At 41.0% G+C, this 26,367-nt stretch carries 24 protein-coding genes; 8 read left to right on the forward strand and 16 right to left on the reverse strand.

Annotated elements, in window-relative coordinates; all coding sequences use genetic code 11:
• Window positions 1–24 precede the first annotated feature (24 nt).
• The 3 genes from BM090_RS11790 to BM090_RS11800 all read right to left on the reverse strand — a co-directional run bounded on the left by BM090_RS11790 (window position 25) and on the right by BM090_RS11800 (window position 1,786).
• Window positions 25–291 carry a hypothetical protein gene (locus BM090_RS11790; RefSeq protein WP_091513570.1) on the reverse strand — a complete coding sequence of 89 codons (267 nt, stop codon included), beginning with the start codon at window positions 289–291 and terminating at the stop codon, window positions 25–27.
• A 138-nt stretch (window positions 292–429) separates the two neighbouring features.
• Window positions 430–1,302, reverse strand: coding sequence for a hypothetical protein (locus BM090_RS11795; protein WP_091513006.1), 873 nt, complete (start codon window positions 1,300–1,302; stop codon window positions 430–432).
• A 319-nt stretch (window positions 1,303–1,621) separates the two neighbouring features.
• A complete protein-coding gene (locus tag BM090_RS11800) occupies window positions 1,622–1,786 on the reverse strand; it encodes a helix-turn-helix domain-containing protein (RefSeq protein WP_221405394.1) in 165 nt (54 codons plus the stop codon).
• A gap of 291 nt (window positions 1,787–2,077) precedes the next feature.
• Here BM090_RS11800 and BM090_RS11805 point away from each other — a divergent pair, with 291 nt between their 5' ends.
• Entirely contained in the window at window positions 2,078–2,860 is a 783-nt protein-coding gene (locus tag BM090_RS11805) for a response regulator (protein ID WP_143083956.1), read from the forward strand.
• A 27-nt stretch (window positions 2,861–2,887) separates the two neighbouring features.
• The gene (locus BM090_RS11810) at window positions 2,888–3,742 is read left to right on the forward strand and encodes a CheR family methyltransferase (protein ID WP_091513015.1); all 855 of its coding nucleotides are present in this window, start codon (window positions 2,888–2,890) and stop codon (window positions 3,740–3,742) included.
• Here BM090_RS11810 and BM090_RS11815 read toward each other — a convergent pair whose 3' ends face one another.
• The 4 genes from BM090_RS11815 to BM090_RS11830 form a co-directional block, all read right to left on the reverse strand.
• Window positions 3,743–4,927: a DUF4350 domain-containing protein gene (locus tag BM090_RS11815; RefSeq protein WP_143083957.1), complete on the reverse strand. Its 1,185-nt coding sequence runs from the start codon at window positions 4,925–4,927 to the stop codon at window positions 3,743–3,745. It lies immediately after the preceding gene.
• 93 nt (window positions 4,928–5,020) lie between these two features.
• Window positions 5,021–5,209 (reverse strand): histone H1, encoded by a 189-nt coding sequence (locus tag BM090_RS11820; RefSeq protein ID WP_091513021.1) that lies wholly within the window; start codon window positions 5,207–5,209, stop codon window positions 5,021–5,023.
• A 144-nt stretch (window positions 5,210–5,353) separates the two neighbouring features.
• Entirely contained in the window at window positions 5,354–6,766 is a 1,413-nt protein-coding gene (locus BM090_RS11825; RefSeq protein WP_091513025.1) for a DUF4403 family protein, read from the reverse strand.
• Between the two features lie 371 nt (window positions 6,767–7,137).
• Entirely contained in the window at window positions 7,138–7,530 is a 393-nt protein-coding gene (locus tag BM090_RS11830; RefSeq protein ID WP_091513028.1) for a TraR/DksA family transcriptional regulator, read from the reverse strand.
• Between the two features lie 364 nt (window positions 7,531–7,894).
• Between BM090_RS11830 and BM090_RS11835 the strand changes: the two genes are divergently transcribed.
• The 3 genes from BM090_RS11835 (at window position 7,895) to BM090_RS11845 (ending at window position 10,410) form a co-directional block, all read left to right on the forward strand.
• Window positions 7,895–8,437 (forward strand): DUF4494 domain-containing protein, encoded by a 543-nt coding sequence (locus tag BM090_RS11835; protein WP_091513033.1) that lies wholly within the window; start codon window positions 7,895–7,897, stop codon window positions 8,435–8,437.
• Between the two features lie 72 nt (window positions 8,438–8,509).
• Complete coding sequence (locus BM090_RS11840; protein ID WP_091513037.1) at window positions 8,510–8,995, forward strand: GAF domain-containing protein; 486 nt, start codon at window positions 8,510–8,512, stop codon at window positions 8,993–8,995.
• Between the two features lie 152 nt (window positions 8,996–9,147).
• Entirely contained in the window at window positions 9,148–10,410 is a 1,263-nt protein-coding gene (locus BM090_RS11845) for an aminotransferase class I/II-fold pyridoxal phosphate-dependent enzyme (RefSeq protein ID WP_091513040.1), read from the forward strand.
• 416 nt (window positions 10,411–10,826) lie between these two features.
• Here BM090_RS11845 and rpsA read toward each other — a convergent pair whose 3' ends face one another.
• The 5 genes from rpsA to BM090_RS11870 form a co-directional block, all read right to left on the reverse strand.
• Window positions 10,827–12,620, reverse strand: a complete 1,794-nt coding sequence (gene rpsA / locus BM090_RS11850) for a 30S ribosomal protein S1 (RefSeq protein WP_091513577.1) — start codon at window positions 12,618–12,620, stop codon at window positions 10,827–10,829.
• 230 nt (window positions 12,621–12,850) lie between these two features.
• Entirely contained in the window at window positions 12,851–16,438 is a 3,588-nt protein-coding gene (locus BM090_RS11855) for a T9SS-dependent choice-of-anchor J family protein (RefSeq protein WP_091513045.1), read from the reverse strand.
• Window positions 16,439–16,614: 176 nt separating this feature from the next.
• Entirely contained in the window at window positions 16,615–17,571 is a 957-nt protein-coding gene (locus tag BM090_RS11860; protein ID WP_091513581.1) for a Ppx/GppA phosphatase family protein, read from the reverse strand.
• Between the two features lie 182 nt (window positions 17,572–17,753).
• Complete coding sequence (gene dnaK, locus BM090_RS11865; RefSeq protein WP_091513049.1) at window positions 17,754–19,658, reverse strand: molecular chaperone DnaK; 1,905 nt, start codon at window positions 19,656–19,658, stop codon at window positions 17,754–17,756.
• Window positions 19,659–19,900: 242 nt separating this feature from the next.
• Window positions 19,901–20,962, reverse strand: a complete 1,062-nt coding sequence (locus tag BM090_RS11870; RefSeq protein ID WP_091513051.1) for a sensor histidine kinase — start codon at window positions 20,960–20,962, stop codon at window positions 19,901–19,903.
• A gap of 151 nt (window positions 20,963–21,113) precedes the next feature.
• Here BM090_RS11870 and BM090_RS11875 point away from each other — a divergent pair, with 151 nt between their 5' ends.
• Both BM090_RS11875 and BM090_RS11880 read left to right on the forward strand, forming a co-directional pair.
• Window positions 21,114–21,611: a GNAT family N-acetyltransferase gene (locus tag BM090_RS11875; RefSeq protein WP_091513055.1), complete on the forward strand. Its 498-nt coding sequence runs from the start codon at window positions 21,114–21,116 to the stop codon at window positions 21,609–21,611.
• Between the two features lie 130 nt (window positions 21,612–21,741).
• Window positions 21,742–22,254 (forward strand): hypothetical protein, encoded by a 513-nt coding sequence (locus tag BM090_RS11880; protein WP_143083958.1) that lies wholly within the window; start codon window positions 21,742–21,744, stop codon window positions 22,252–22,254.
• A gap of 49 nt (window positions 22,255–22,303) precedes the next feature.
• Here BM090_RS11880 and rnc read toward each other — a convergent pair whose 3' ends face one another.
• The 4 genes from rnc to BM090_RS11900 all read right to left on the reverse strand — a co-directional run bounded on the left by rnc (window position 22,304) and on the right by BM090_RS11900 (window position 25,521).
• Entirely contained in the window at window positions 22,304–23,092 is a 789-nt protein-coding gene (gene rnc, locus BM090_RS11885; RefSeq protein WP_317040742.1) for a ribonuclease III, read from the reverse strand.
• Window positions 23,092–24,345 carry a beta-ketoacyl-ACP synthase II gene (fabF, locus tag BM090_RS11890; RefSeq protein WP_091513584.1) on the reverse strand — a complete coding sequence of 418 codons (1,254 nt, stop codon included), beginning with the start codon at window positions 24,343–24,345 and terminating at the stop codon, window positions 23,092–23,094. The genes rnc and fabF overlap by 1 nt, the downstream gene beginning before the upstream one ends.
• A gap of 28 nt (window positions 24,346–24,373) precedes the next feature.
• Entirely contained in the window at window positions 24,374–24,610 is a 237-nt protein-coding gene (locus tag BM090_RS11895) for an acyl carrier protein (protein WP_091513064.1), read from the reverse strand.
• A 143-nt stretch (window positions 24,611–24,753) separates the two neighbouring features.
• Complete coding sequence (locus BM090_RS11900; RefSeq protein ID WP_091513068.1) at window positions 24,754–25,521, reverse strand: TerC family protein; 768 nt, start codon at window positions 25,519–25,521, stop codon at window positions 24,754–24,756.
• A gap of 203 nt (window positions 25,522–25,724) precedes the next feature.
• On the opposite strand from BM090_RS11900, the gene BM090_RS11905 reads away from it, so the two are divergent.
• Complete coding sequence (locus BM090_RS11905; RefSeq protein WP_091513070.1) at window positions 25,725–26,297, forward strand: DUF3109 family protein; 573 nt, start codon at window positions 25,725–25,727, stop codon at window positions 26,295–26,297.
• Window positions 26,298–26,367 lie beyond the last annotated feature (70 nt).

Here is a 26,367-nt window from a genome sequence, read left to right on the forward strand (position 1 = left end):
AAAATAAGAATAGAGAAAAGATTGTTATGAAGCTGTGATTTGTGCAAAAAATTTAGTGTTTTTCTCCGAAAATCCAGCCGTTTCGATGGGCAATGTGCGCAAAATTTCTATCAAGCAATTGATTTTTCCTTCCAGTGGATAATAGCTGTTCACCATGATTACTTTGGTGTTTTTCAGTACGCAATAGCCCGATTTGAAGTTGCCTTTTTCGTAGCGCAACACATAATTCGACTCGGCGAAAACATCTTCCAGTTTATGCAAAAAATGACTGGTATAACGAATATCAAGCATGATAGATTTGATATATAATTTTTGTGCAAGATAATTGATAAAAACAAAAAAAAGTGGCAACTCAACCGAATCGCCACTTTTTGCAAGAGAGCTAAGAAATTTGCCTGCACCCTTCATACAGACAGAATTTTGCTGGAATTATCCGTTTTGAGTAACGGTATAAACTTTTCCGTTGACGGTTATCGTAAACACGTTGTCACAATCGCCGTTGCCGTAATCAATTACGCGTGGGTTACCGTCGCCGAGTACATATTTTACTTTGCCACTTACGGGGCGGAAACGGCGAAGTTTTTGGCAAGAAGTTTTCACCACTACATCAGATTCGACGCTTACAGTGAAAGTGCTGCCGACGCGTGTTGTGCCGTTGGCCAAAGAGCCTGTTTTTTGGGTGAAAGTATCGTCCCAACGATTCGTGTAAGTGCCACCAGAATTCCATTCGATGGTACGTGTAGCCGCCCAAGTGAACGTCTGAGCATTCGGGAAAGTAAGTTTGCCGTTGCTTACTTTGCGTTCAAAAGTGTAAATGCCGTTGCTTACGCTTTTGTTTGTCACCACTTTAGTGCCTTCTACTTTCGTGAAATCAAGAGCTGTAGGGCGTTTCACATAATAGCTATCAAAGGTAGTCGTTACCACTGAGCCTACTTCGCGCAAACGTGCTGTGTAAGAAATCAAGATTTTACCTTTGCGTTGTGTGCCGTCTTGGCCTGTGGTTGGTGTTCCGTTGGGGCTAAAATCAATGGAAATGGTTTTGGCCGAATTGTTGATAATTACTTTTACGCCATCGTCGTAAGTGGCTTCGATGCTGGCGGCAGTACGTCCGCCCAAGCTGCTATCGTTGTTGTCCATTACGTCCTGTTCGATGCTGCTGGCATCGTCAAACTCTGATTCTGCGCTGTTATTGTCTTGCATGGTTTGCGAGTCAAAAGCGTCATCATCTTTTTTGCAGGCTGTTTGCGTGAAAGTAGTTGCTGCAATGGCGAGCATAGCTGCCCAGTAAGTTAGTTTTTTCATTTTTTATTTATTTAAGAGGATTTGTAAATCATTTTCGTTGGCTTGGACGTGTAGCCTCCGAAATGGTTTAATCCATTCGTTAAACAAATAATAAAAAATGAAATACGCTTCTAGTTCGTGCCAGTTGGATTACTTCGTAAAATAGTAACTTCTGTCTGAAGCGTTTGGATATGCGCTTCTAAACTTGAAATATGTTTTTCTAGAAGCTCAATTTGTCGTTCATAGTGCTTTTTTTCCGAAGAAAAGACATTATAAATATTGCTGTTATGATTGGAATGATTGTTAAAAATAAATGTCGCATCAAAGCTTTTAATTGCTTCTATGTCTGTTTCCAGCACTTCAGTAATTTTTCCTGATTCATTTTCAGTTCGTTGTTTTCTATTTTGCTATAAGCGGCCTGAGAAATACCCAAGCGACCTGCCATATACTCTTGTGTGAGATTATGCAGCTCTCGTATTTTCTTAATATTATTACCTAATTGCATTGGTATTGAGTGTTTTTTAGACTGGTAATTTACTTTATATAGTTATAAATTACAACTTATTTATAACCATGACTATAAAAATTTTTAATAATTTTGCTATATACTATTGTATATTATATACGAACAAGGGTTTTATTACAAAATAAATATTAATCAGCAGAATACTATATTCATATTTATTTTGTATTGGCCGTTTTTTGCCGAAAAAACACACAAAATTTGTGTATCAAGGCAAAATCGCTTATTTTGTTGAAGCAATTTATCTTATCGAAAATTAATAAAGATGTACAGATGAAAGAAACTTCAGCAAAAATATTAGTAGTAGAAGACGAAGTGATTATATCTTATGCCCTGCGCCATACGCTTTTGCAGTTAGGCTATACGGTGTTAGATGTTGTACATTCAGGACATGAGGCTGTGCAAAAAGCAGAAGAATACAAAGATGAGTTAGACTTAATTCTGATGGATGTGCAGCTACGCGATAGTATAGACGGCATTGCTGCCGCCGAAGAAATCAGAAGTAGAAATCCCAAGACAGCACCGCCCATTATATACCTGACGGCCTATGCGGACGTGGCCACCGTGGCCAGAGCAAAAATAACAGAGCCATTTGGTTACATACTCAAGCCATTTGAAGAAAGAGAGTTAAGTATTTGCATAGAAATGGCCTTTTTTAAATACAGAACAGAGAAAAGAATAAAAGAAGCAGAAGAACGATTAGCAATAACACTCAAAAGTATGGGCAAAGGTGTCATTACAACAGACCGAGCTGGACGAGTTAATTTTATGAATTTTTTGGCTGAAGCACGGCTTGGGATTTCTAAAGAAGAAATTGGTAGCCGACATTTAGACGATGTATTAGAATGGAATATCCCAGATGCCAAAGAGTTTGAAGGAAATCCATTACGCTATGTATTACGAACGGGAATTTCCTTGCGTTTACCAGCCCAAACATATGCCGTACACGGCGGGCAATCCTACGACATCTCCAAAGCCCTAATTTCTCCAATTATCAATGACGAAAGTGAAACTACGGGAACTGTAATTGTACTAAAAGATGAAATACTTGAATAATAATTTATTGCTAATCAGAAAAACTAAATGAATCTTTTTAATAACCTGGGCACTAACGACGAAACCTCAGAAATCAACCACGACGACTTTCTTCAGTGGCTTGTATTTGTGGAATCTAAATTTGGCTATGATTTTCGGGAATATGCGCCAGCTTCGCTCAAACGAAGACTGATGCGTATTTTTAAGTTATTTGATGTAGCAGATATTTTGGAGTTACAAAAACTACTGACAGAAGATACCGCTTTTTTTGGAGAAATTTTGCCTGAAATCACCGTTGGCGTTACAGAACTGTTTCGCGACCCCAACGTATGGAAACACATTCGTAGCGATATTTTTCCCATTTTGGCGCAAAAAGAACATATCAATATTTGGCACGCAGGCTGCTCGACAGGCGAGGAGGTTTACACGATGGCTATTCTACTTTCGGAGGCTGGCCTCAGACACAAAACTTCTCAAATGTGTACAGACCTCAATCCCAATGCGTTAGCTATTGCCAAAAATGGAATGTACTCGTTCCGAAAGCTTGATATTTACCAAAAAAACTATAATGAAGTAGAATGCCAACACAAATTGCAGGACTATTACACCCTGATTGGCCCTAACGTGCAGATGCATAAAAATTTGCTCGAAAATGTTTCCTTTCAACAACATAATCTCGTAACGGGTGGCGTAGTGGGTCAATTCGACCTGATTTTGTGCCGCAACGTACTGATTTATTTTGATAACAATCTTCAGAATAAAGTGTTGCAGCTTTTTAACAAAAGCCTAAACAAAGACGGCATTCTGATTGTGGGACTTTATGAGTCGCTGATATGGTGCTCGGAAGTAGGAACTAATCTTGCGACGGTTTCTTCTGATTATAACGTTTTGCGCAAAATGTAGTTAGGCGGCCTTCGCCCAAAACGAATCTATTTTTTGGCTGAGTATTACCAATTGATTATCAGTAATATTTTTAGTTTTATTTGTTTGATTAATCAGCCCAAACAATTCATTTACTTCTTCTAACGGCACATTAGTTTTGTGTGATAGCATCGGCAAAAAGTCCGTTTTGGCAAAATCTTCTGCCGAAATGTGATAGCGTTGGCGCAAATATTCTTCAAAATATAAAATACGCTTATGCGCCATGCGCTGATGTTCACGCTTATTGAAATACAAATTCGCTACGGTTTCCACAAATTCTACAGTCGTATTGCGCAACGGCTCTATCATCGGAATAATTCTTTGGGTTCTTTTTCCTTTAAAAACAATAAACAACAAACTGGCTATCATTGCCAAATTGACAGCCCAGCGCAACGCAGGATTTTGTCTTACTACGTCCAAAAGTCCTTGGTTTATTTTATTGCCGTGATAATGGCTTTCCCAACACACAGCCGCCACTGGCAAATACGACAAGGCTTTGGCGATGTAGTCGGCATTGTCTCGGAACAACATATTGTAATTGGTAAAAACTTTGGGCGTAGAACAAATCAAGAAACTACCCGCGCCGTATGGAATCTGTACAAGTGTTGGTGTGTTGCGGTCGGTGCGGCTCAAAATGCGTTGTTGGCGCGTAGAATCCTTTATGGCAAGTTCGTAAGTAACTATATCGCGTTTGAAAAGGTAGTTTTGGGCGGCGTGGCGGTCTGCTTCCTCAAAATTCAGCGACAAAGAATCCATGCTCAGCAATGAAATGTATTGCGGCATCACGCCCAACGAATCTACCAGAATTTGGGGTAATATTTCGGTGGCAATGAAAATGTGGCCGCCTTCGGCTGCGTGCGAGAGCAAATAATCGCATTCGACTTCACTCAAATCTAATTCACTTTGAATAAAAATACGGTTTTCGCCTTCGTGTCTTTCTTGCTCGAAATCTTGATAAACAGAATAAAAATTCGCACGAATCGACTGTTTATCAAACAATTGCGGCAACAAATCGTACACAATTTTTGAACCATACGGAATTTTGTCGTTTTCACCGTATGTGGCTGTCCAGTCTATGGGTTTAGGCCGACTGATTTCAGCCCAAATCACTAAGCCAAACAGCAGACCTAACCCAACCCAATATTTCCAATTCGCGCGTGTTATCATTTTTCCAAAATAAAGGCTTTCAGGCAAATTTATACAAAAAAATAGGCCGCCCAACCGAGCGGCCTATTTTCTGGTAAGGTCAAAAAGCAGGAATTATTCTTCTTCTTTTTGATTTTTAAGATTTTGCACTTCCTCTCTGATAGATTGAGCTAGCACTTTGAGGTCTTGCATACCTTTGCGTACACGAGTACCTGCCGCTTGGTTATTCTTGTCATAGAATTTGTCGAAATCACCTTCCAAAGACATCACCAAGTCTTTAATTTCTTGAAATCTGTTGCTCATTGTAGGAATATTTTTAAGTTACTATTGAAAATGTGCGCACAAGTTAAACACAAATACAAAGCAGTCAAATTTTAGGCCATTTTTTTTACCAATTTCTCGAAAAAATTACCCTATTCTTACTTAATTGCATTTGTGTATATAATGTTATGGATTGCTTACCAGAACATCTATGTTTCCTTGCGCTCGAACAATGGTCTGAATCGCTGTTGGTGTAACATAAATATTTTGTGGGCTTAAATCGTTGAGCTTGCCTTTGATGCTAATGCCGTTGTCAAATTTGTTGTTGGCCAAATTCTGCTGAATCATTTTTTGCGCCTCGTCGAGTTGGCTGGCCAACGAAACCGTAAAATACGGTGTCATCATTTTCAAGAATTTGCCGTGTGCCAACCAATCCGCCGTTTTCACAAGGCGATTTTTGGTGTCCAAATCATAATCCAGCTCTTTGATAACCACCGATTTTGTCGCTGCATCATACGCGGGCTTGCCACGCAAATATACTTTTCCGTTGAGGCTACCTTTCAGCGCAGCCATTACGATTAGGTAATCGCCTTGCCCGTACAGTTCCAAATCAGTTACTTCTATTTTGTATTTTCCTTCCTGAAACTCATACACTTGGCCAGCTACTTGTTTCATGGCCATTTTTTTGGCTTGCGCATACGGCACTTCTGCAATCAAGCCAACCGCAAATTTGGAATCTACGGGCGTAGTGGCAAGTTGCAGCGCAGGCAAAGTCGGATTGGGGACAACTGTGGGTTTTGTGCCAAGTGTCGTTTCGGTACGCGCCTTTAGGCCAACCACAAAACTGGCGTTTTTGCCTTTAGATACAAAAGGTGTCATCATCAGTTCCAACGGCGTAATTTTAAGCCAAGCCTCGTATTCTTCATTCACCAAAAGTGGCGTTTGCAGATTGTTCCAAGCGTCCAACACATAAGGTTTCAAATCCACTTTATCGGTTACTTGCTGGTCTATGAGTTTGGCAACGGCAGGCAATTGCTCATCTATAATCGTCTCCACGATGCTGGTAACGGGTATGCTAAACATTCCTATTTTGACCACAGGTTTAGAAACCCAATCAAAACCGTTGTCGGAAGTACGCGTTTTTACTTTCCAGTCCGAGCCGATGGTTACTTTCGATACAAATTTAATGTCTATATCAAAATCCACGTCTTCGTATTTGCTCAACGAAACGCCGAACTGCTCCATTTTCCAGCCTACTTTCGACCAAATATGCACGGGAACCGTGAAAATAAAATTGCCGTTTCGGGTTTCGATACGCACAGGCGCACGGCGTGTTACGCGTATCATCATGTTGTCGCCGTTGTTGTCTTCCAGCGAATTGTCTTCATAAAATGGGTTGGGCAATTTGGCCGTCATTTGTTGCTCCAGCACATTCATTTGTACTTCAATGGGAATGTCTAAGGTCGAAATCTCTTTTACAATCTCAACGGGTTGGTCGTATTGGGGCGGCGGCGGTGTCGCTACAAATGCTTTTCGTGAACAAGCACCCCACACCAGAGCCAAACAGAGCACTAACCCAACGTGTATTTGTTTTTTCATTGTTAAATTAAGGTTCTACACTATTTTTTTAGTCTGCCCAAAAGAATATTTAAGAATTGTTTGGCAAAACAAACCATAGTTTTATGAGCATAATTGGCTAACAAATTGATCTCATTTGATACTTATCTAACTTATTATCAAGTATATTTTTCCACAAAACAACCTTTAATACTTCTTGGGAGAACATCGGACAAAGGTACAATAAACTCATGGATTGTGCCATACTTAGCTATACAATGATACGAGGAGGCCAAACCATTGAGCCAATAGAAAAGCTATGCGCCGAAACAGCGTAAAATGTCAGCAGCAAAAAAAAGCGAGTCGCAAAACTGCAACTCGCTTGATATGTGTTGTAAAGTTTTTGAATCAAATTACTTGTTCTTGAGTTTTGCCTCAATCGAATGTTGCGTGTGTGGTACGGCGCGTAATCTTTCTTTTGGGATTAACTTGCCTGTGTCCACGCAAATGCCATAAGAACCATTTTTAATGCGAATCGCAGCGAACTCCAATTGGTTGGTGAACTTTTGAAGTCTGGCGGCCAAAGCTCCCAAATGTTCTTTTTCGGCGGTGTCTGCACCATCTTCCAAAACTTTGAGGCTGCTGGCAGTGTTTTCCGTTCCAGAGTCGTTGCGGCGCGAAAGTGTTTCTTTGATAAAGGCCAACTCCTTGCGAGCTGTTTCGAGTTTTTCGCTAATTAGAGCTTCAAATTCTTTTAGCTCTTCTTCCGAATATTTTACTTTTTCTTGTTTTGCATCCTGCGCCATAAAGCAAACCTTTTTATTGTGAAACTCCTTATTTGACGTAGAAAAAAAGGTTTTATTAAAAATTTTAGAATATTATTTTTCCATACCTTTTTCTTAGCACAAAGGTACTAATAAAATATTACAAAGCAATATGATTTTAGGTAAATCAACAAAATCATAACACAAACTCCCTATAAATCAGGCTTTCATATACACTTTCTTAACATTGTGTATATGTTTTGTTAATCTAATCCTATTTTGCATATCTGCGCCTTTTTCGCGTAGTTTGAAACCCCAAAACGTGATTTGGTGTTATTCAAAAAGACTGCTAACGCCCAATCCGTAGTAGGATTTTTATTATCCCAACTTTCATAAAAAATACAATATGGCTCTTTGGTTTTCTTGCAAAGTCAAATATGCTATTCAGCAAGAGAATGGCAAACAATTAATGAAAAGTGAACAATATTTGGTGGACGCGCTTTCTTTCACGGAAGCCGAAGCTCGTCTTTATACCGAATTGGGCAGCACTATCCCCGAATTTATGTTGGCCAGCGTTTCCAAAATGAATTTGGCCGATATTTTTCATTACGACGATGCCGAAACTTGGTACAAATGCAAAGTAGTATATGTGTCGGTGGACGAGAAAACAGGCAAAGAGAAAAAAGTGCCTAACGTGATGCTGGTCAATGCGCACAGCGTGAAAGAAGCGCACGAACGCATTGAAGAAAGTCTTTCGACCATGATTGTGCCGTTTGAAATTACGGACATTAACCTGACGGCCATTATCGAAATTTTCCCTTACGTGGCCGACGAGAAACCAACCGTACAATCAAAAATTACGGAAGAAGACGAAGGCCTAAAAGCCTCTATTCCGTCGGCGGTGAGTGCTTTTGAAAATGAAGCGACTCAAGCTCCAGAAAACAGTTAATTTGCAAATAATCAACAGGATAAGCCCGTAACGGCTTGTCCTATTTTTTTACTCAAAACATCAAAAAACATTATGGCAGAATCTTTAACAATCGACGCGGCGGCCAGCAAGGCAGAAGGTTACGAAGCCCTGTTGCCGCAAATCGAGGCTTTGACCACTGGCGAGCCGAATTTAATCGCCAATTTAGCGAACATCGCAGCGGCTTTGCACCAGACCTTTCACTTTTTTTGGGTTGGTTTTTATGTCTCGGACGGAAAAGAATTAGTACTTGCGCCGTTTCAGGGCACAATTGCGTGTACGCGTATTCCGTTTAGTAAAGGTGTGTGCGGAGCTTGTTACACGCGCCGCCAGACGATAGTCGTGCCCGATGTGGAAAAGTTTGAAGGCCATATTGCGTGCAGCAGCGAATCCAAATCCGAAATTGTAGTGCCTGTATTTGATAAAAATGGCTCGGTGGCGATGGTTTTGGACGTGGACAGCGACAGCCTCAACGATTTTGACGAAACAGACGCGTTGTATTTGGAAAAACTGGCAAAATATATAGAATCATTGTTATAGGATAAGATATTTGCACGAAATATTCTTTGGTGGTGTTATGCTTTATCCAAAAAGATGTATTTTTGCAGAATACACCAAAACACACTGGCGTAGGCCGTTTTACTCACGATATTTATTGTACTTTACTCAAAATATAAACTGAAAATAGCACCGTGGATTTATTTGAAAAACTAATTCAGGATAAAGGCCCTTTGGGAAAGCATAGCGATTATGCTTATGGTTATTATATGTTTCCTCGTTTGGAAGGCCCTATCGGCCCGCACATGAACTTTAGAGGCAAGCCTGTACTTAACTGGAGTTTGAACAATTATTTGGGCTTGGCCAACCACCCAGAAGTACGCAAAGCTGATGCGGACGCGTCTGCGGAATTTGGTTTGGCGTTGCCGATGGGTGCGCGTATGATGTCGGGCAACTCGGTGTATCACGAGCAACTCGAAAAAGAGCTTTCTGATTTTGTGCAAAAAGAAGATACAATGCTCCTTAACTTTGGTTATCAAGGTGTTATGTCGGTAATTGATGCGATTCTTTCGCGCCGCGACGTAGTAGTTTATGATGCTGAAGCACACGCAAGTATCATCGACGGTTTGCGTATGCACCAAGGCAAACGCATTGTTTACCCACACAACGATATTGCTGGCTTGGAAAAACAATTGGCTCGCGCCGAGAAGTTGGCCGAAGAAAATGGCGGTGGTGTATTGGTAATCACTGAAGGCGTGTTCGGTATGTCGGGCAACCAAGGCCGTTTGAAAGATGTAGTGGCATTGAAAGAAAAATATCAGTTCCGTTTGTTGGTGGACGATGCGCACGGTTTCGGCACAATGGGCGAAACGGGTGCAGGTACGGGCGAAGAGCAAGGCTGCCAAGACGGTATCGACCTTTATTTCTCTACGTTTGCTAAATCTATGGCAAGCATCGGCGCGTTTGTGTCTGGCGACAAATATGTGATTAACTTCTTGCGCTACAATACACGTTCGCAAATTTATGCGAAATCGTTGCCAATGCCGTTAGTAATTGGTGCTTTGAAGCGTTTGGAACTTATTCGTACTCGTCCTGAGTTGCGTGCCGACCTTTGGAAAATCGTCAATGCTTTGCAAAGCGGCTTGCGTGCAAAAGGTTTTAACATTGGCCACACTAATTCTCCTGTTACGCCTGTAATCATTAATGGCGACGAGACTTACGCAACTAAAGTTGTTCTTGACTTGCGCGAAAATTACAGCTTGTTCTGTTCTATCGTGGTGTATCCAGTAATCCCTCGCGGTTTGATTATTTTGCGTTTGATTCCGACGGCATCGCATACGCTCGAAGACGTAGAACGCACGATTGCGACTTTTGAAGCGATTTCAGAAAAATTGAAAAACGGTTATTACGAAACTGCACCAGCTCCAAGTTTGACGTTGGCGGCAATGGAGTCTTAATCTGTTTTTTTGATAAAAATATAAAAACCTCTGTTGGCTTTTGGGCGGACAGAGGTTTTTTGTTGCCCAAATTGCTTACTTTTGATAGTATCATTTGATACTATCAGTAAACGCAAATAATTGATTATTAGTCTTTTAATAAATTTACTTGTTTTGTATTTTAATATACCACACCTACGGTGTTAGATTTAACTCTAAATAACTTTGAACTACCTATATTTCAATCCGAACGGATTTTTTTAAATAGAATCAAAAGCCTTTAGGCTTGATAGCTTTGTAGTCGTAACCGTTGGGTATATAAATTTTATAGGTGTAAATTTTTCCCTGAAAATGCTACCTCCACAAAACAAAACCGCCTTTGCACCGTGTGGCACAAAGGCGGTTTTTATGTTTATGCTAAACAAAAGGGCTGCGGATTACTCGGCTTTCTTTTGGTTTTCTTGCATTTGCTCTTTTAGGGCAGCCAAAGCAGAGTTGTCGCCAAGAGATGAACTTGCAGGTTCATTGCTTGTTTTGTTGTCTGCTGATTCTGCTGGAGCATCTTTCTTCTTAGGAGCAGGTTTTTTCTTTTCTGCTGTCTCGCCACTGAAAGTAGCTGTATGAGAAAGGATAATGCGTTTGTCGTCTTTAGAGAACTCGTTTACTTTGAAGTCCAAAGATTCACCAACTTCAGCATTAGAGCCATCTTCTTTCACTAAGTTTTTAGCAGAAGCAAAGCCTTCGATGCCGTATTGAAGTTCTACGTTAGCACCTTTATCGTTTTTAGCAACGATAGTACCTTTGTGAACTGAACCTTGTGTGAAGATTGTCTCGAATGTATCCCAAGGATTTTCTTCAAGTTGTTTGTGGCCAAGAGCCAAACGACGGTTTTCAGCATCAAGTTCCAACACAACTACGTCTAAGCGGTCGCCCACTTTCACGAATTCTGAAGGATGTTTGATTTTGCGAGTCCAAGAAAGGTCAGACACGTGAACAAGACCATCAATACCTTCTTCAAGTTCGATGAACAAACCGAAGTTAGTAAGGTTACGAACCAAACCGTTGTGTTTAGTACCCACAGCGTATTTAGTCAATACATCTTGTTTAGTCCAAGGATCTTCAGTCAATTGTTTGATACCCAAAGACATTTTGCGTTCTTCGCGGTCAAGAGTAAGCACAACAGCTTCCAACTCGTCGCCCACTTTGATAAATTCTTGTGGGTTGCGTAGGTGTTGAGACCAAGACATTTCAGAAACGTGGATAAGACCTTCAACGCCTGGCATAACTTCCAAGAATGCGCCGTAGTCTGCTACGTTTACGATACGACCTTTCACGCGTGAACCAACTTGAATGTCTTCACCCAAAGAAGCCCAAGGATGTTGAGTAAGTTGTTTCATGCCCAAAGAGATACGTTTTTTGTCTTCGTCGAAATCCAACACAACAACGTTCACTTTTTGGTCTAATTTCAACACCTCTTCTGGGTGGCTGATACGACCCCAAGAGATGTCTGTGATATGCAACAAGCCATCTACGCCACCAAGGTCAATGAACACACCGAAGTTAGTCATGTTCTTGATAACGCCTTCAAGTACTTGTCCTTTTTCAAGGTTGTTAAGGATCTCAACTTTTTGAGCTTCAAGGTCTTTTTCGATAAGAACTTTGTGCGAAACTACTACGTTGTCGTTAGTGTAGTTGATTTTCACCACTTTCACTTCCATTTTCTTACCAACGTAGATATCGAAATCACGGATTGGTTTTACGTCAATTTGAGAACCTGGCAAGAATGCTTCCACACCAAAAATGTCCACGATAAGACCGCCTTTTGTACGTCTTTTCACAACACCTTCAATGATAGTATCGTTGTCAAGGGCTTTTTGGATATTTTCCCAAGCTTTTACAACGCGAGCTTTACGGCGAGAAAGAATCAATTGGCCGTTAGCGTCTTCTTGGTCTTCGATATATACATCAACAACATCACCTACTTTAAGGTCTTCCAAATCGCGGAACTCAGCCAAAGGCACAAGACCGTCAGATTTGAAACCGATGTTAAGGATTACGTCTTTGTCAGTGATGCCGACAACAGTACCTTGTACTACTTCTTTTTCGGCAATTTCATGCAATGTACCTTCGTACATAGCAGAGAGTTTGTCAATTTCTTCTTGGGAATAACCTGAACCAAACCCTTTGGTGCTTACTTTATCCCAGTCAAATGCTTCTGGAGCGTTTTTCATAAAAGTTATTTCGCCTGATTTACACATGAGCAGTCGGCGAGGGCTGCTTATGTATTTAGTTAAACATATAAATTGTATTGAATCCGTTTCTCAACGGGGCTGCAAATATAGCTTTTAATTTTTTAAAAAGTAAAGAAAATCACGTAGTTAAATTTATTTTTTGTACAAATAAAAAAAGACCGCCCCTTTTGGGAGCGGCCTTTGTATGATCAACTTATATCAGCTAAAAACTAGCGATTAAGAACAACTTTGCGGATAACCACATTGTCTTGTGTAGCGATGTGTACGAAGTAAGTACCTGCCGATTGTCCAGCAAGGTTAAGCGTTACTTTTTCGCCAGCTAACTCAGAAGCGTTAGTGATTTCGGCCACAGTTGCACCCAACACGTTTACTACTTTAACGGCAGTTGGTTGGATTTCGTTGCGGTCGAATGCTAAGTTAAGAAGACCTGTAGTTGGGTTTGGATAAGCCGCAACATTAAGGCTGTTATTTACTTTAGCTACACCAACCACAGGAGTGTATTTACCGAAGTTAGGGCGGATGTAGAAAGTAACACCTGCACCAAGCAAGTTAGGGCTAGAAGGATCAGTCCAAGCTCCATTTAAACGAATTAGCACATCGTTAACAGTATAACTTGTAGGGACTTCGAAACCTAAGCGCATATTGTTAGCTTTTTCACGCAAACCAACAAAGTATCTTGAGTTATTTGCTGTTGTAGCAGTAAGGATAGTACCTAAGCCATTTGCTTTTTTGAAACTAATGGTATGGAATTGATTTGCTTCTTCCACAGGAATGGTAAGAGCCGCAGTACTATCAAGTGCAGCAGTGTTCGCGTTAAGACCACCTGTACTAGTCGCTCTATAAACCATCGCTTTTACAGTAGTTGGAGTTTGAATATCTCCAATCCAGAACGTTACAGAAGTAAGCGTATCTTGTAGGCCAGCACCGTATTTCAATTCGTATTTTTGGAAAATACCATCAGCAGTACCAGATCCGATACCCAAACCACCAACAGCTGCATTATGATCTTTTGCCATAGTAGAGTCACTAATAGCCAAAGGCAATGTAATACTGTTGTTGCTTGTATTGGTTTCTGCTTCTGAAGCGTAAGCACTTGCGGTTACTACATATTCACCAGATTCTGTTGGGGTAAATGCTGCTGCAGGAGTAAATGCCGAAGAAGCTGTGCTTGCCAATGTAGCAAAAGACGTACTGTCTGCATAAGTACCAGGTGTTACCTTGATTTTTGATACCACGTTAGTTGTTGCGTTCATACCACTGTTCAATACAGTGCTATTGAATGTGAAACCAGCTGCAGGAACATGTGCTTTTGGCGTGATAGTATATTTCGCATTGCTTGTTAAGTTGATTACAGCAAGGTCATTGTTTGGCACATCACCGATTTCAAGGTTATCAATCAAGTGAATGTAATCACCGTTACCGCCGTATGTACCAACAAAACGGAACTTCACGTTATCCACAGTGCCAAGAGCAGCCAATGGGAATCGCATTACTTTATAAGCAGCACTTGAAGTGAAGGTCGAGGCATTGATACTTGTCAAACGTGTGAAAGTAGCACCACAGTCAGTAGAGTATTCAATTTGAAGGCTATCTCCTGCGGCTAAGGAATAAGGAGCACCACCACTGTAGTTAATCAACTTATAGAAGAAGCTAATATATTGAGTACCTGTGAAACCAGAGAAAGCAGGGGAATATAGCTCGCCATGTGTTGTTGCCGAACTTGCGTTAGAATATAAGTTCAAGTACAATACGTTCGTATTACCTACACCACGACCAGCCTCTGTATAAAACTCTTCGTCTCCTGATGTCCAACCAGTAGGCAATTCACCAGCAGTGATCGCATTATAGTTTTCAGAATAAGGAATCGCAGTAGGGAAAACAACATTTAATGTATCATACTTGGCATCATTGCTTGGGTCTGTATCACCTGCAACTACAGTGTATGCTTTTACAAAAACAGTACCTTCTGTTGTCAAATCTACAGTAGTAGAGAAGTAAAGCGTATCTGTTGCACCAGCAGCCAATGAAGGCAATACGTCAGAGATTGAAGTTGTTGTCGCACCCGTAAATTCTACTGTTACAGGAATGTTTGTAGCATCTAAGCCATAATTTTTCACCGCTACTGCTACTACTTGTCCTGAGCCAGAGCAACTTTTTGGAGCAACTAATGCTACTGCACCAACGTCAGAACCAGAAAGTTCTTTCAATTCTACATCATCCAAGTAAAGTCTCCATTTATTGGCATCCGTATAAGCTTTAAAGCCAATGTAATAAGTGCCAGATACTGTTGGAGTGAATGTAACTTCTGCTTGCTGATAAGCCTTATGATTGATGATATTAGGTAAATCAACCAATACATTTGTCAAGGCGGCAGCTGTCGGTGCATTACCGTAAGCTACCAACATTTTTTCTGGAGCATAAGTAGAATCAGAATTACGATACCAGAATGAAAGTTTATATGATTTACCAGCTTCAAAATTCAAACATTTTGTTACAAGCCAGTCGTTTGCAGCAGTAGTACCGTTGTCATTGTACAGGTAAGCTAGACAAGTGCTGCCAGTGTGTGGAAGCAGAGTAGAGGCGTACCAAGACACACCATCGTTATTTTCATCCAGACGAGTCATGCCTAAGTAATCCTCATCTGTCTCAAAACTGTTAGTATATGCTCCCGTAGAAAGATTAACAGGCTCTAAGTGAGATACGCCTACCGTAGCAGAAGTATCGTTAGAAGCATCTGCATCACCCGCTAAAATAGCTGTTGCTTGCATTACATAATCACCAGGTATTGAGAAATCTACACTAAATGTTACAGAATCAGTAGCTCCTGCAGCCAAGTTACTTATTGTACCCACTTGCGTCGCCGTATTTATAGCCAACGACAAATCAGCTGTAGTTACTGCAGCAGAACCATTGTTTTTTACAAATACTGTAACGTCACCAGCACCCATACCGCATTGAGAATCAGGGTATTTGATATTCGTAACAGCAAGGTCATTGCTAGCAACTTTAGTTATACTAATATCATCTACAATGAGTCTATACATATCTGCTGCACTATAAGCTTGAAAACCAAAATAATAGTTGCCCGCAGTTGTTGGGGTGAAGGTTGCTTCAGCCTGCTGATAGGTTTCATTGGTAATACCTGGTAAATTAAGAAGCGTAGTGGTCATCGCAGCTGGGGTTGCTGACGTACCTACTGCCACTTTTAAATTTTCTGGATAAGCAGCTTCGCCTACTCTGTAATAAAATGAAAGTTTATAAGATTGGCCTGCTTGCAATGAAACACAACGTACCGTAAACCAGTCATTGGCAGCGGAGGTAGTGCTATATTGATAAATCATAAATCCTGTACCTGAGTGTGCCAATGTAGCAGAAGAAGCAAAGATCCATTTGGTATTGTCGGCATTCGCATCAACAATACGCAAACCAATGGTATCAGCTACTGTTTCAAAGCCATTAGCATAGCTACTTGTTGCCATATCAATACAAGTGGCTGCCATTGTTTGAGCATTAGCATTAGCATTACCACTATAATTGAACTTTTTAAAGTCATTGGTTTTCTTTACGGCAGAGCCTGCAATACTATTTACTAAGCTAGTTGCCTTCACAACTTTGCCTTTTCCTTTCAACGTACTGACTGCACCACTGCGATTAATTTGCATTTCGCGTCCTTGGGTTGCTTTTGCTTCTCCTTTGTTGGCTGAAACTTTGCGTAACACTTGCGCTTGCAACGAGCCGAAACTCGTGCCTACTACTAGTGCCGCTGCTACCCATGACTTTTTGAAATTGTTCGTCATAAGATATTGATTTTAAGATAAATAATTGAGTTTATGAGTTAGTGGTAGAAACAAACACTAACTTCCAAAGGTAAAAGTATGTTTTTGCTTTCGCAAATCCCCATACATAAATGCATAAAATTTATATTTGGTTGGATAAAATCTCATATAAATCTACTTATTTGTACTTGAATAATTTACGACAAATACTTGCTCAGCAAACCTTCCTTCAGCGAATAAGTCGAAACTATAATTTTTTGATAATCTGTTGTTTGCAAAATATAGTTTATTAAAACAGCCGCCACTACTATCATATCGGCGCGAAGCGGTATCATACCACGCATCGCCAACCGTTCCGAGTGATTTAGTTTGATTATTTCTTGTAAAATATTTAGCACAAATACTTTGGGAAGCTCATAAAATGGTTCGTTTTCAACATCGTAGCTTTCCAATATATCCTGTTGCCTATGCTGATAGATTTCGGCCAGCGTGTCAAAAGACCCCGAAACCCCAACCAGCTGCGTAGGTTTATAAATGGCTACCGCTTGCGAGAGCGGCTCTAAAATCTTGGATAAATAAGCCCGCAAATCAGCTACATTTTCCGCACTAATCGGGTCGGAAGTCATAAACAAATCCATGAGGCGTTGGCCGCCAATCTCAAAACTACGTCGCCAAAACATTTCTTTTTCATTTCCCAAAATAAACTCAACACTTCCGCCGCCAATGTCAATGAGCAAACTCGGTTGCTGGTCAAGAGGCACAGCCAACCGCACGCCTTCGTAAATCATGGCCGCTTCCGTATCGCCCGAAATTACCGTTACCAAAATGCCCGTTTCTTGTTTTATTTTTTCAATAAAAACCGCTTGATTTTTGGCATTCCTAACGGCACTTGTTCCCAACGCCATGACGTTTTCCTCCGAAACCTGCCACTGAGCTATAATTTGGGCAAAATGTTGAAGCGTTTGCAAGGCGCGTTGTATGGCCGCTTCGCTGATGTAACCCGCATTGATGCCGCCTTCTGCCCCGATTTTTACCCCAACTTTTTCTTTGTATAAAATTTTGAATGACGGTTTGTGCGCACGCTCGTACAACTCCACGATTAGCAAATGGAACGTATTTGTTCCCATATCTATAAAGGCAAAACGTTTGTTCATGTTTTTGGAAGAAAAGATTTTTTGATAACAAAGCAAATATTCAATTTCAGCCCGAACAAACAAAAAAAGTCTCGCACGCAAAAACACGCACGAGACTTTTTAAACATATTACACACACTTCACTAAACTTAAACTTCTGTAATAACCACAAAAACAGTAAGTTAGTTTCGGTGCAGTCAAAATTATTTTACTTCTTCGTAGTTTACGTCCGTAACGTCCGAATCGGCGTTTTGCTGTGCACCGCCCGCTTGTGCACCTGCACCTGCGTCAGCACCACCCGCATTGTACATTTCTTGGGAAGCAGCTTGCCAAGCAGCGTTAAGGGCTTCCAAAGCCGTGTCAATACCTGCCACGTCTTGCGCCTGATGTGCTGTTTTAAGCGTAGCTACTGCGTTTTCGATAGCCGATTTGTTGCCAGCCGAAAGTTTATCGCCGTATTCTTTCAATTGTTTTTCTGTCGTGAAAATCATTGAATCAGCAGCATTTAACTTCTCAACTTTTTCTTTTTCGGCACGGTCTGTCGCTTCGTTTGCTTTCGCTTCGTTGCGCATACGTTCAATTTCGGCATCGCTCAAACCGCTTGACGCTTCAATACGGATTTTTTGCTCTTTGTTCGTGCCTTTGTCTTTGGCCGAAACGTTCAGGATACCGTTCGCGTCGATGTCAAAAGTTACTTCGATTTGAGGCACACCGCGTGGCGCAGCAGGAATGCCGTCCAAGTGGAAACGTCCGATCGTACGGTTTTGGTTAGCCATTGGGCGTTCGCCTTGCAACACGTGGATTTCTACGGACGGTTGGCTGTCGGCTGCCGTCGAGAACACTTGCGATTTTTTGGTCGGAATAGTCGTGTTCGATTCGATGAGGCGCGTCATTACACCACCCATTGTTTCGATACCCAAGGAAAGCGGCGTTACGTCCAAAAGCAACACGTCTTTCACTTCACCTGTCAATACACCGCCTTGAATGGCTGCACCGATGGCAACTACTTCGTCAGGATTTACGCCTTTAGAAGGTTTTTTACCAAAGAATTTTTCTACTTCTTCCTGAATGCGCGGAATACGTGTAGAACCACCCACCAAGATTACTTCGTCAATTTGCGAAACGTTCAAACCTGAGTTTTTCACCGCGCGGCGGCAAGGCTCAAGGCTGCGTTGAATCAAATCGTCGCACAATTGCTCGAATTTGGCGCGAGTCAGTTTGCGAACCAAGTGGCGTGGCACGTTGTCCACTACCGTGATGTATGGCAAGTTAATTTCTGTTTCAGAAGAACTTGAAAGTTCGATCTTCGCTTTTTCGGCTGCTTCTTTCAAGCGTTGCAAAGCCATTGGGTCTTTGCGCAAATCCATTGAGCCGCCTTGCTCTGTTTTAAATTCTTCGGCCAACCAGTTAATGATTTTTTGGTCGAAGTCATCGCCGCCCAAGTGCGTATCGCCGTCAGTAGATTTTACTTCAAATACACCGTCGCCGAGTTCAAGGATAGAAATATCGAAAGTACCACCGCCCAAATCGAATACCGCGATTTTCATGTCGCTGTCTTTCTTGTCAAGGCCGTAAGCCAAAGCGGCTGCGGTAGGTTCGTTAATGATACGTTTCACGTCCAAGCCTGCGATTTGACCCGCTTCTTTGGTGGCTTGGCGTTGTGCGTCGTTAAAATACGCAGGCACTGTGATAACAGCTTCTGTTACAGTAGTTCCCAAATAATCTTCGGCAGTTGATTTCATTTTTTGAAGTACCATTGCCGAAAGTTCTTGTGGTGTGTAGTGGCGGTCGCCGATGCGCACGCGAGGCGTGTCATTAGCACCTTGTTCTACTTTGTAAGCTACGTGTTGTGCCTCGTTAGCTACTTCCGAATAACGACGCCCCATAAAACGTTTAATAGACTGGATAGTGTTCGTAGGGTTGGTAATAGCCTGACGTTTAGCGGAATCACCTACCTTACGTTCGCCATTTCCGTTGTCTAAAAAAGCAACAATCGAAGGAGTAGTTCTGCGACCTTCGCTGTTAGGTATTACAACTGGTTCGTTGCCTTCCATTACAGCCACACAAGAGTTAGTGGTTCCGAGGTCAATGCCTATAATTTTTCCCATTTTAATATTTATGATTTGTTAATGATTATGTTCAAAAGTCTGCAACATATTTTGTTGTCTGAAACTACCTTTACAAGCCTTGTGCCAAGTGTGGATAAATTTTTAAGCAAAAAAAATAACACACTGATTTGTAGTGTGTTATGAGCGTATTGAGTAAAAATGAAACTATGACAACTTGGCAGTTTTGCAAAAGACTGCCGCCAAATAAAAGACATATTGTTCGTTAAGATATTCAAATTCTGTCATTTTGGAAGTTCGGTTTGTGGCAATACAATGGTAAAGGTTGAGCCTTTGTCTTTGCCTGCGCTTTGTGCCGTAATCGTTCCGCCGTTTCTTTCCACTATATTTTTACACAAATACAAACCCATTCCCAACGATGGTTCGCCTGCCGTACCCACGCGCGAGGCCTTGAATTGCCCGAATAATTGCTTGCTTAGAGCCTCATCAAACCCGATGCCTTTGTCTATGACCGAGATATAAATATGGTTATTGGCGGCTTTGGCCACAATATTTATTTCAGTATCTGGTTGCGAAAATTTGATGGCGTTTTGCAGCAAATTAACCAAAATATGCGCCAACAAATCTTTTTCAAACACAACCACCAGCAGTTTGTCTTCTTGCGTTACGGTTATTTTAATATTTTTCTTCTCGATATTGATTTTGAGGTTATTGCAAGCCTCTTCGATAACGGAACTGATACCGATAAGCTCAGTAGGAAGCATGGGCGCATCCAATCCATTTCCCAATTTCATTTGCGTGATAATGAGGTTAATGAATTTTTGCTGTTGCAATGTTACAGTTTTGATGTGTTGTGCATATTCCAAAATCGGTTCTTTGGGTTTTTCGGCAATAATGAGTTGCGCCATAGATTGTGCGCCTGCTATGTAGTTACGTAAATCGTGGGTAAGCAAATAAATAAAGTCTTTCTTTTCTGTAAGTAGGTTTTCTATTTTTAAGGTAGTGTGCTGAATGTTTTTCATTAAAACACCGATTTCGTCCGTATATTCTGTTGGCAAATTCGGTATCGTTCGGTTTGCGATATAGTCGGCTAAGGCTTTATTGGCCAAATGGACAGGCAGCAACAATTTTTTGAGAATAAGCAAAGCAATGCCCGTTGCCACAAGCGTAAAAAGCAACGTGAGTAAAATAATAGACCACGTGGAGAGCGTATGCGTTCCGAAAGACGTATATACGATGATGCCGATTAGCGGAACATGAATCCCTACAAATGTGATAGACAATACTTTAAGTGTATAACTATCTTTTAAATACTTAATATTGGAGAGTGTTTTGTAAACTTTCATTAGTCTGTAGTAATTTGGGGTGCTGGTGTTTCTGTTTGATAGATAAGATGGGAATTAAAATATATTTAAGTGTTATGTTGTAATAAAACAAAGTTCCCTAACGTGAAGATATTATAATAATCGCTACTTTGTATCAAATACTTTTTGAGATATGTTTAATCTAAGAACAAAACGGCTAAATATTCGTGAATTTCTTGAGTCCGATACCAAATTTGTAATCAATCTGTTGAATAGCCCTACATGGATAAAAAATATAGGCCAAAGAAATATTCAAAATGAAGCCCAAGCCCAAGTCTATATCCAAATGTTGCGGCGCAACTATCAGGAGCAGGGTTATGGATTTTACTTGGTAGAACGCCATGAAGATCAAGTACCTGTGGGAATGTGTGGCCTGATTAAGCGCGAAACATTGCCCCATACGGATATTGGTTTTGCTTTTCTTCCCGAACACGAAGGCTGCGGATATGGTACGGAATCAGCCCGTACAATGCTCGCCTATGCTCAACAGAGCTTAGGATTAGAAACTATTGCAGCCATTACACTCCCCGACAACACGCAATGTATCAGGCTTTTAGAAAAAATTGGATTTGCATTTCAACAACAAATTATTCATAATAATGAACAATTATTGCTTTTTATTACACACTAATATTTTTGGCTGTTATACAACAAAAATTCAAAAACAATGAGTTGTATTTTCTGATTATCCGCTTTTGTGCGTTATACTTGCAGGCTTTTTCGAGTGTAAAAAATAATTGTTGTATTATACTTCTTTTTCAATGAGAGTTGTTTCAAAAATATTCTGGGTAATCTCTTGTGTGGGCTTTTTGTTTGCCTTGTTTACCTCTTACGGCAATGCCGCCGAAAAACTTTGGCTGGGCTTTGACGAACTTAATCAATTTGCAGTAAGCCGTAATGCTTACTTTTATGGAGCAGTTGCCATCTTTTTGTTGTTTAATCTGCTCTTTGTGGCAGTAGCCAACTTGGTGATTGCCTTGCCCAAAGCGTTTCTTTTTATCCCCAAAAAAGATTTTTGGTTAGCCAATCGCGACAACCGCAAAGACCTAAACACGATTTTGCAAAGCTGGGTTTATTTTTCGGCATGCGTACTCAATACTTTGTTGATAACGGTTTGTATTTATTTTGGAGAAAAAAACCACGCCAACTACTTAGTTACTTTTGAAAGGTATTGGCTTTTCAATGTGGTTTGGATAATGGCCTTTTCGTTGATTTTGCCGTTTTTTAGGCTCTTTATCCCGAAAGGAAATCTACTGGACAACAGCGAACAATAAAACAAAAAAGGCCTTGCAAGTTTGAAGTTGCAAGGCCTTTTTTTATGGGCTATTTATTCTCAGCCAAATTGTTGTTTTGTTGTTGCGCAGCTGCTGCTGCCGCTGTTCGGATTTGTTCCAATAGCTTGGCGGCTGCGGCTTGTTCGGCTTTTTTCTTGCTAAAACCGTTGCCTGTCATGGCTGGCTCGCCGTCTATCAAAATCTGTATAATAAATTCTTTGTGATGATTGCTTCCTTGTTCGGCTATGACCTCAAAGCGCACTTGTTTGTTTTCGCGTTGCGCCCATTCGATAAGTCGGCTCTTGTGGTTAAGTTCTGACTGAACGATTTGTTCTAAGTCAAAATGATTGGCTATCAACCTATTGAGCACAAATGATTTACATTCATAAAAACCTCTATCCAAATAATATGCTCCTACAAATGCTTCCATGGCATCGCCATACATAGACTTATGCGAGTAATGTACGCGGCGTTTGGCATCAAATTCGATGAGTTCGCCTATACCGATTTTGCGGGCTAAGTCGTTGAGCGACTCCCGATTTACGATTCTGGAGCGAATTTCCGTAAGGAAACCTTCGTCTTTGTAAGGAAATTTTTTGAAGAGGTATTCGGCCACGATAGCACCCAAAATAGCGTCGCCCAAGTATTCGAGTCGTTCGTTGCCATTTTTGCCCGAACCCGAAACCTCAGCGGCGGAGGCGTGCCGAATGGCCAATTTGTATAGCTTGAGATTCAGGGGTCTGCGACCCGTAATCTGTAAAATGGCAATAGCAAGCCTTTTATCTTTTTCATTATAAAAGCGAAAAAGGCTTGCTATTTTTTTAAGAACTGAAGGCACTATTCTTCAAATTTGCGGAAAATGATAGAACAATTATGCCCACCGAATCCGAATGTGTTGCTCAACGCTACATTGATAGTACGTTGTTGTGCTTTGTTAAACGTAAAGTTTAGGGCAGCATCAAAGCCTTCATCGTCGGTGAAGTGATTGATGGTAGGTGGTACAATTTGGTTTTTAAGAGCCAAAATCGACGCGATACCTTCAATAGCACCAGCAGCACCAAGTAAGTGGCCAGTCATGGATTTGGTAGAACTGATATTGAGTTTATAGGCTTGCTCGCCAAAAACGCTTTGAATCGCTTTCACTTCGCTAACGTCGCCGAGCGGGGTAGATGTACCGTGTACATTGATGTAATCTACTTCGCTTGGGCTAATTTGTGCATCAGCTAAGGCATTTCTCATTACGTTGAGTGCACCCAAACCTTCGGGATGTGGGGCGGTGATGTGGTGAGCATCAGCCGACATACCTCCACCAATCATTTCGGCATAAATTTTCGCGCCACGCGCTTTTGCGTGTTCGTATTCTTCCAATACGATAGCTCCAGCACCCTCGCCTAACACGAAACCATCACGGTCTTTGTCGAACGGACGAGAGGCAGTGGAAGGGGAGTCGTTGCGTTCTGAAAGGGCTTTCATTGCATTGAACCCGCCAATACCAGCTTCTGTTACAGCCGCTTCCGAACCACCCGACAAAATAGCGTCGGCTTTGCCTAAGCGGATATAGTTAAAGGCATCTACCAAAGCGTTAGTCGCTGAAGCACACGCCGATACCGTAACAAAGTTAGGACCACGGAAACCATACTTAATAGAAATATGTCCTGCGGCTATATCAACAATCATTTTAGGAATAAAGAACGGGTTGAAGCGTGGCGTACCATCTCCTTTGGCATAGTTGACAACTTCTTCCTGAAAAGTTTGAAGTCCACCAATACCCGAACCCCAGATAACGCCAATGCGGTCTGGATTCACTTTATCGGTAAGCAAACCCGAATCCGCTACGGCTTGGTCAGCTGCGACCAATGCGTATTGGGTGAAAGGGTCTATCTTACGCGCCTCTTTTTTGTCTAAATAGTCGGTAGGATCAAAGTTTTTTAGCTCACAAGCAAATTTAGTTTTGAACTTGCTGGCATCAAACCTTGTAATGGGCGCAGCTCCACTCACTCCGTTTATCAAACCGTTCCAAAAATCAGGAACGGTATTGCCCAACGGAGTAAGTGCGCCAAGTCCTGTTACTACAACTCGTTTTAAATTCATAAAAGAATTTGTAAGGGAAGTGATAGGCTTATTTTGCGTTTGCTTCCAAGTAGGCAATAGCTTGACCTACAGTAGCAATGTTTTCAGCTTGGTCATCAGGAATAGAAACGTTAAATTCTTTTTCGAATTCCATGATAAGCTCTACAGTATCAAGAGAGTCTGCGCCAAGATCGTTAGTGAAACTTGCTGTTTCTACTACTTCTGACTCTTCAACACCCAATTTTTCGATGATGATACTTTTAACTTTTTGTGCAATTTCCGACATTTTAGTAAAAATTTTAGTTTAGAACACAGCCGCAAAGAAATACATTTACTTCAAAATTATCAAACAAATTATTGATTAGTCCCTTAATAAAAAAAATAAAAGCCTCATTAAGAGGCTTTTATTAAATATTAAAGATTGCTGAATTAAGCATCAAATCCTTTTTTTATCTTAGAATTGCGCAATTGCACAGGGCGTTTGGAGCGTTTGCGCACTTGCATATTCAACAATTCAACTATCAAACTGAAGGCCATGGCTACATAAACATAACCTTTTTCTACGTGGATTCCGAAGCTGTCGATCACCAACAAGAAGCCTATCATAATCAAAAATGAGAGTGCCAACATTTTGATAGAAGGGTGTTTGTTTACAAAATCACTGACGTTTTTAGCAAACAACATCATCACAACCATAGACAATACAACGGCCATAATCATAATGATAATTTGTTCGGGTGGTACAAGGCCTACCGCCGTCAGAATTGAATCAAAAGAAAAAACAATATCAATCAGCACTATTTGGAAAATAACTTTCGCCAACGCATCTGATGTTTTAGGCTTATCAGAAGTATCTTCTTCCTCGCCTTCTAATTTTTCATGAATTTCCGAAGTTGTTTTGGCTATCAAAAACAAACCACCAGCCAACAAGATAATGTCGCGACCGCTAAAACCATGTTCCATCAGTGTAAAGACTGGTTCGGTCAGGCCAATAATCCACGTAATACCAAAAAGCAAACCTACGCGCACCACTAAGGCAATAAGCATCCCAATACGTGTTGCTTTTGTTTGCTGATTTTCAGGAAGTTCGGAGGCTACAATAGAAATAAAAATAATGTTGTCGATGCCCAACACGATTTCCATAAGCGTTAGGGTAAGCAGACTGATAAGCCCCGCCGACGAGAATAATACGTCCATAGATTTGTTTTAGTTTAAAAAAATTTGAGTAAATATTTCGCAAATAAATGAAATTTTAAAATATGCTTGCCGTATTTGACAATATCATAAAAAAATAATGTAGTAATAATAGAATTTAAGTGAGGCAAAAATGATAGCAACCACCGAATCCGTATTTTTTGGCTACCTTTGCTCCACAATTTTAGAATAATCAATCGGTAGAGATGATAGTGATAGAAAATACCATCGTGAGCGATGATATTGCCGAAAAATTTTTTGTGTGCAACATCGAAAAATGTAAAGGTGCTTGTTGCATAGAAGGTGATGCGGGTGCGCCATTGCTGGCCGAAGAACGCCAAATTTTGGAAGATATTTATGACACGGTTGCGCCATTCCTGACGGCCAAAGGCCGCGAAGCCATCGAAAAACAAGGTACTTGGGTCATAGACCAAGAAGGCGATTTTTCTACGCCAACCATCGGTGGCCGTGAGTGTGCCTATGCCCTTTACGATCAAAAAGGCGTACTCAAATGCGGCATAGAACTGGCGCATAAAGCGGGCAAAATTGATTACAAAAAACCAATTTCTTGCCATTTGTACCCGATTCGCATCAAAGAATACGAACATTATCAGGCAGTTAATTACGATTCGTGGCATATTTGCCGCGATGCCTGCCATTTGGGTAAAGATTTGGGCGTGCCTGTCTATCAATTTTTGAAAGAACCGCTTATCCGAAAATATGGCGCAGAATGGTACGAACAACTCGAACAGGCCATTGCTTTCAAAGACCGAAAGTAGCTTTTTGAAATCTTTAGCTTATTTGTATCTTTGCTCAACTATTTAAGTTAAACGACTTATTTACAACATT

This window comes from Flexibacter flexilis DSM 6793 (assembly GCF_900112255.1).
Lineage (GTDB): Bacteria > Bacteroidota > Bacteroidia > Cytophagales > Flexibacteraceae > Flexibacter > Flexibacter flexilis.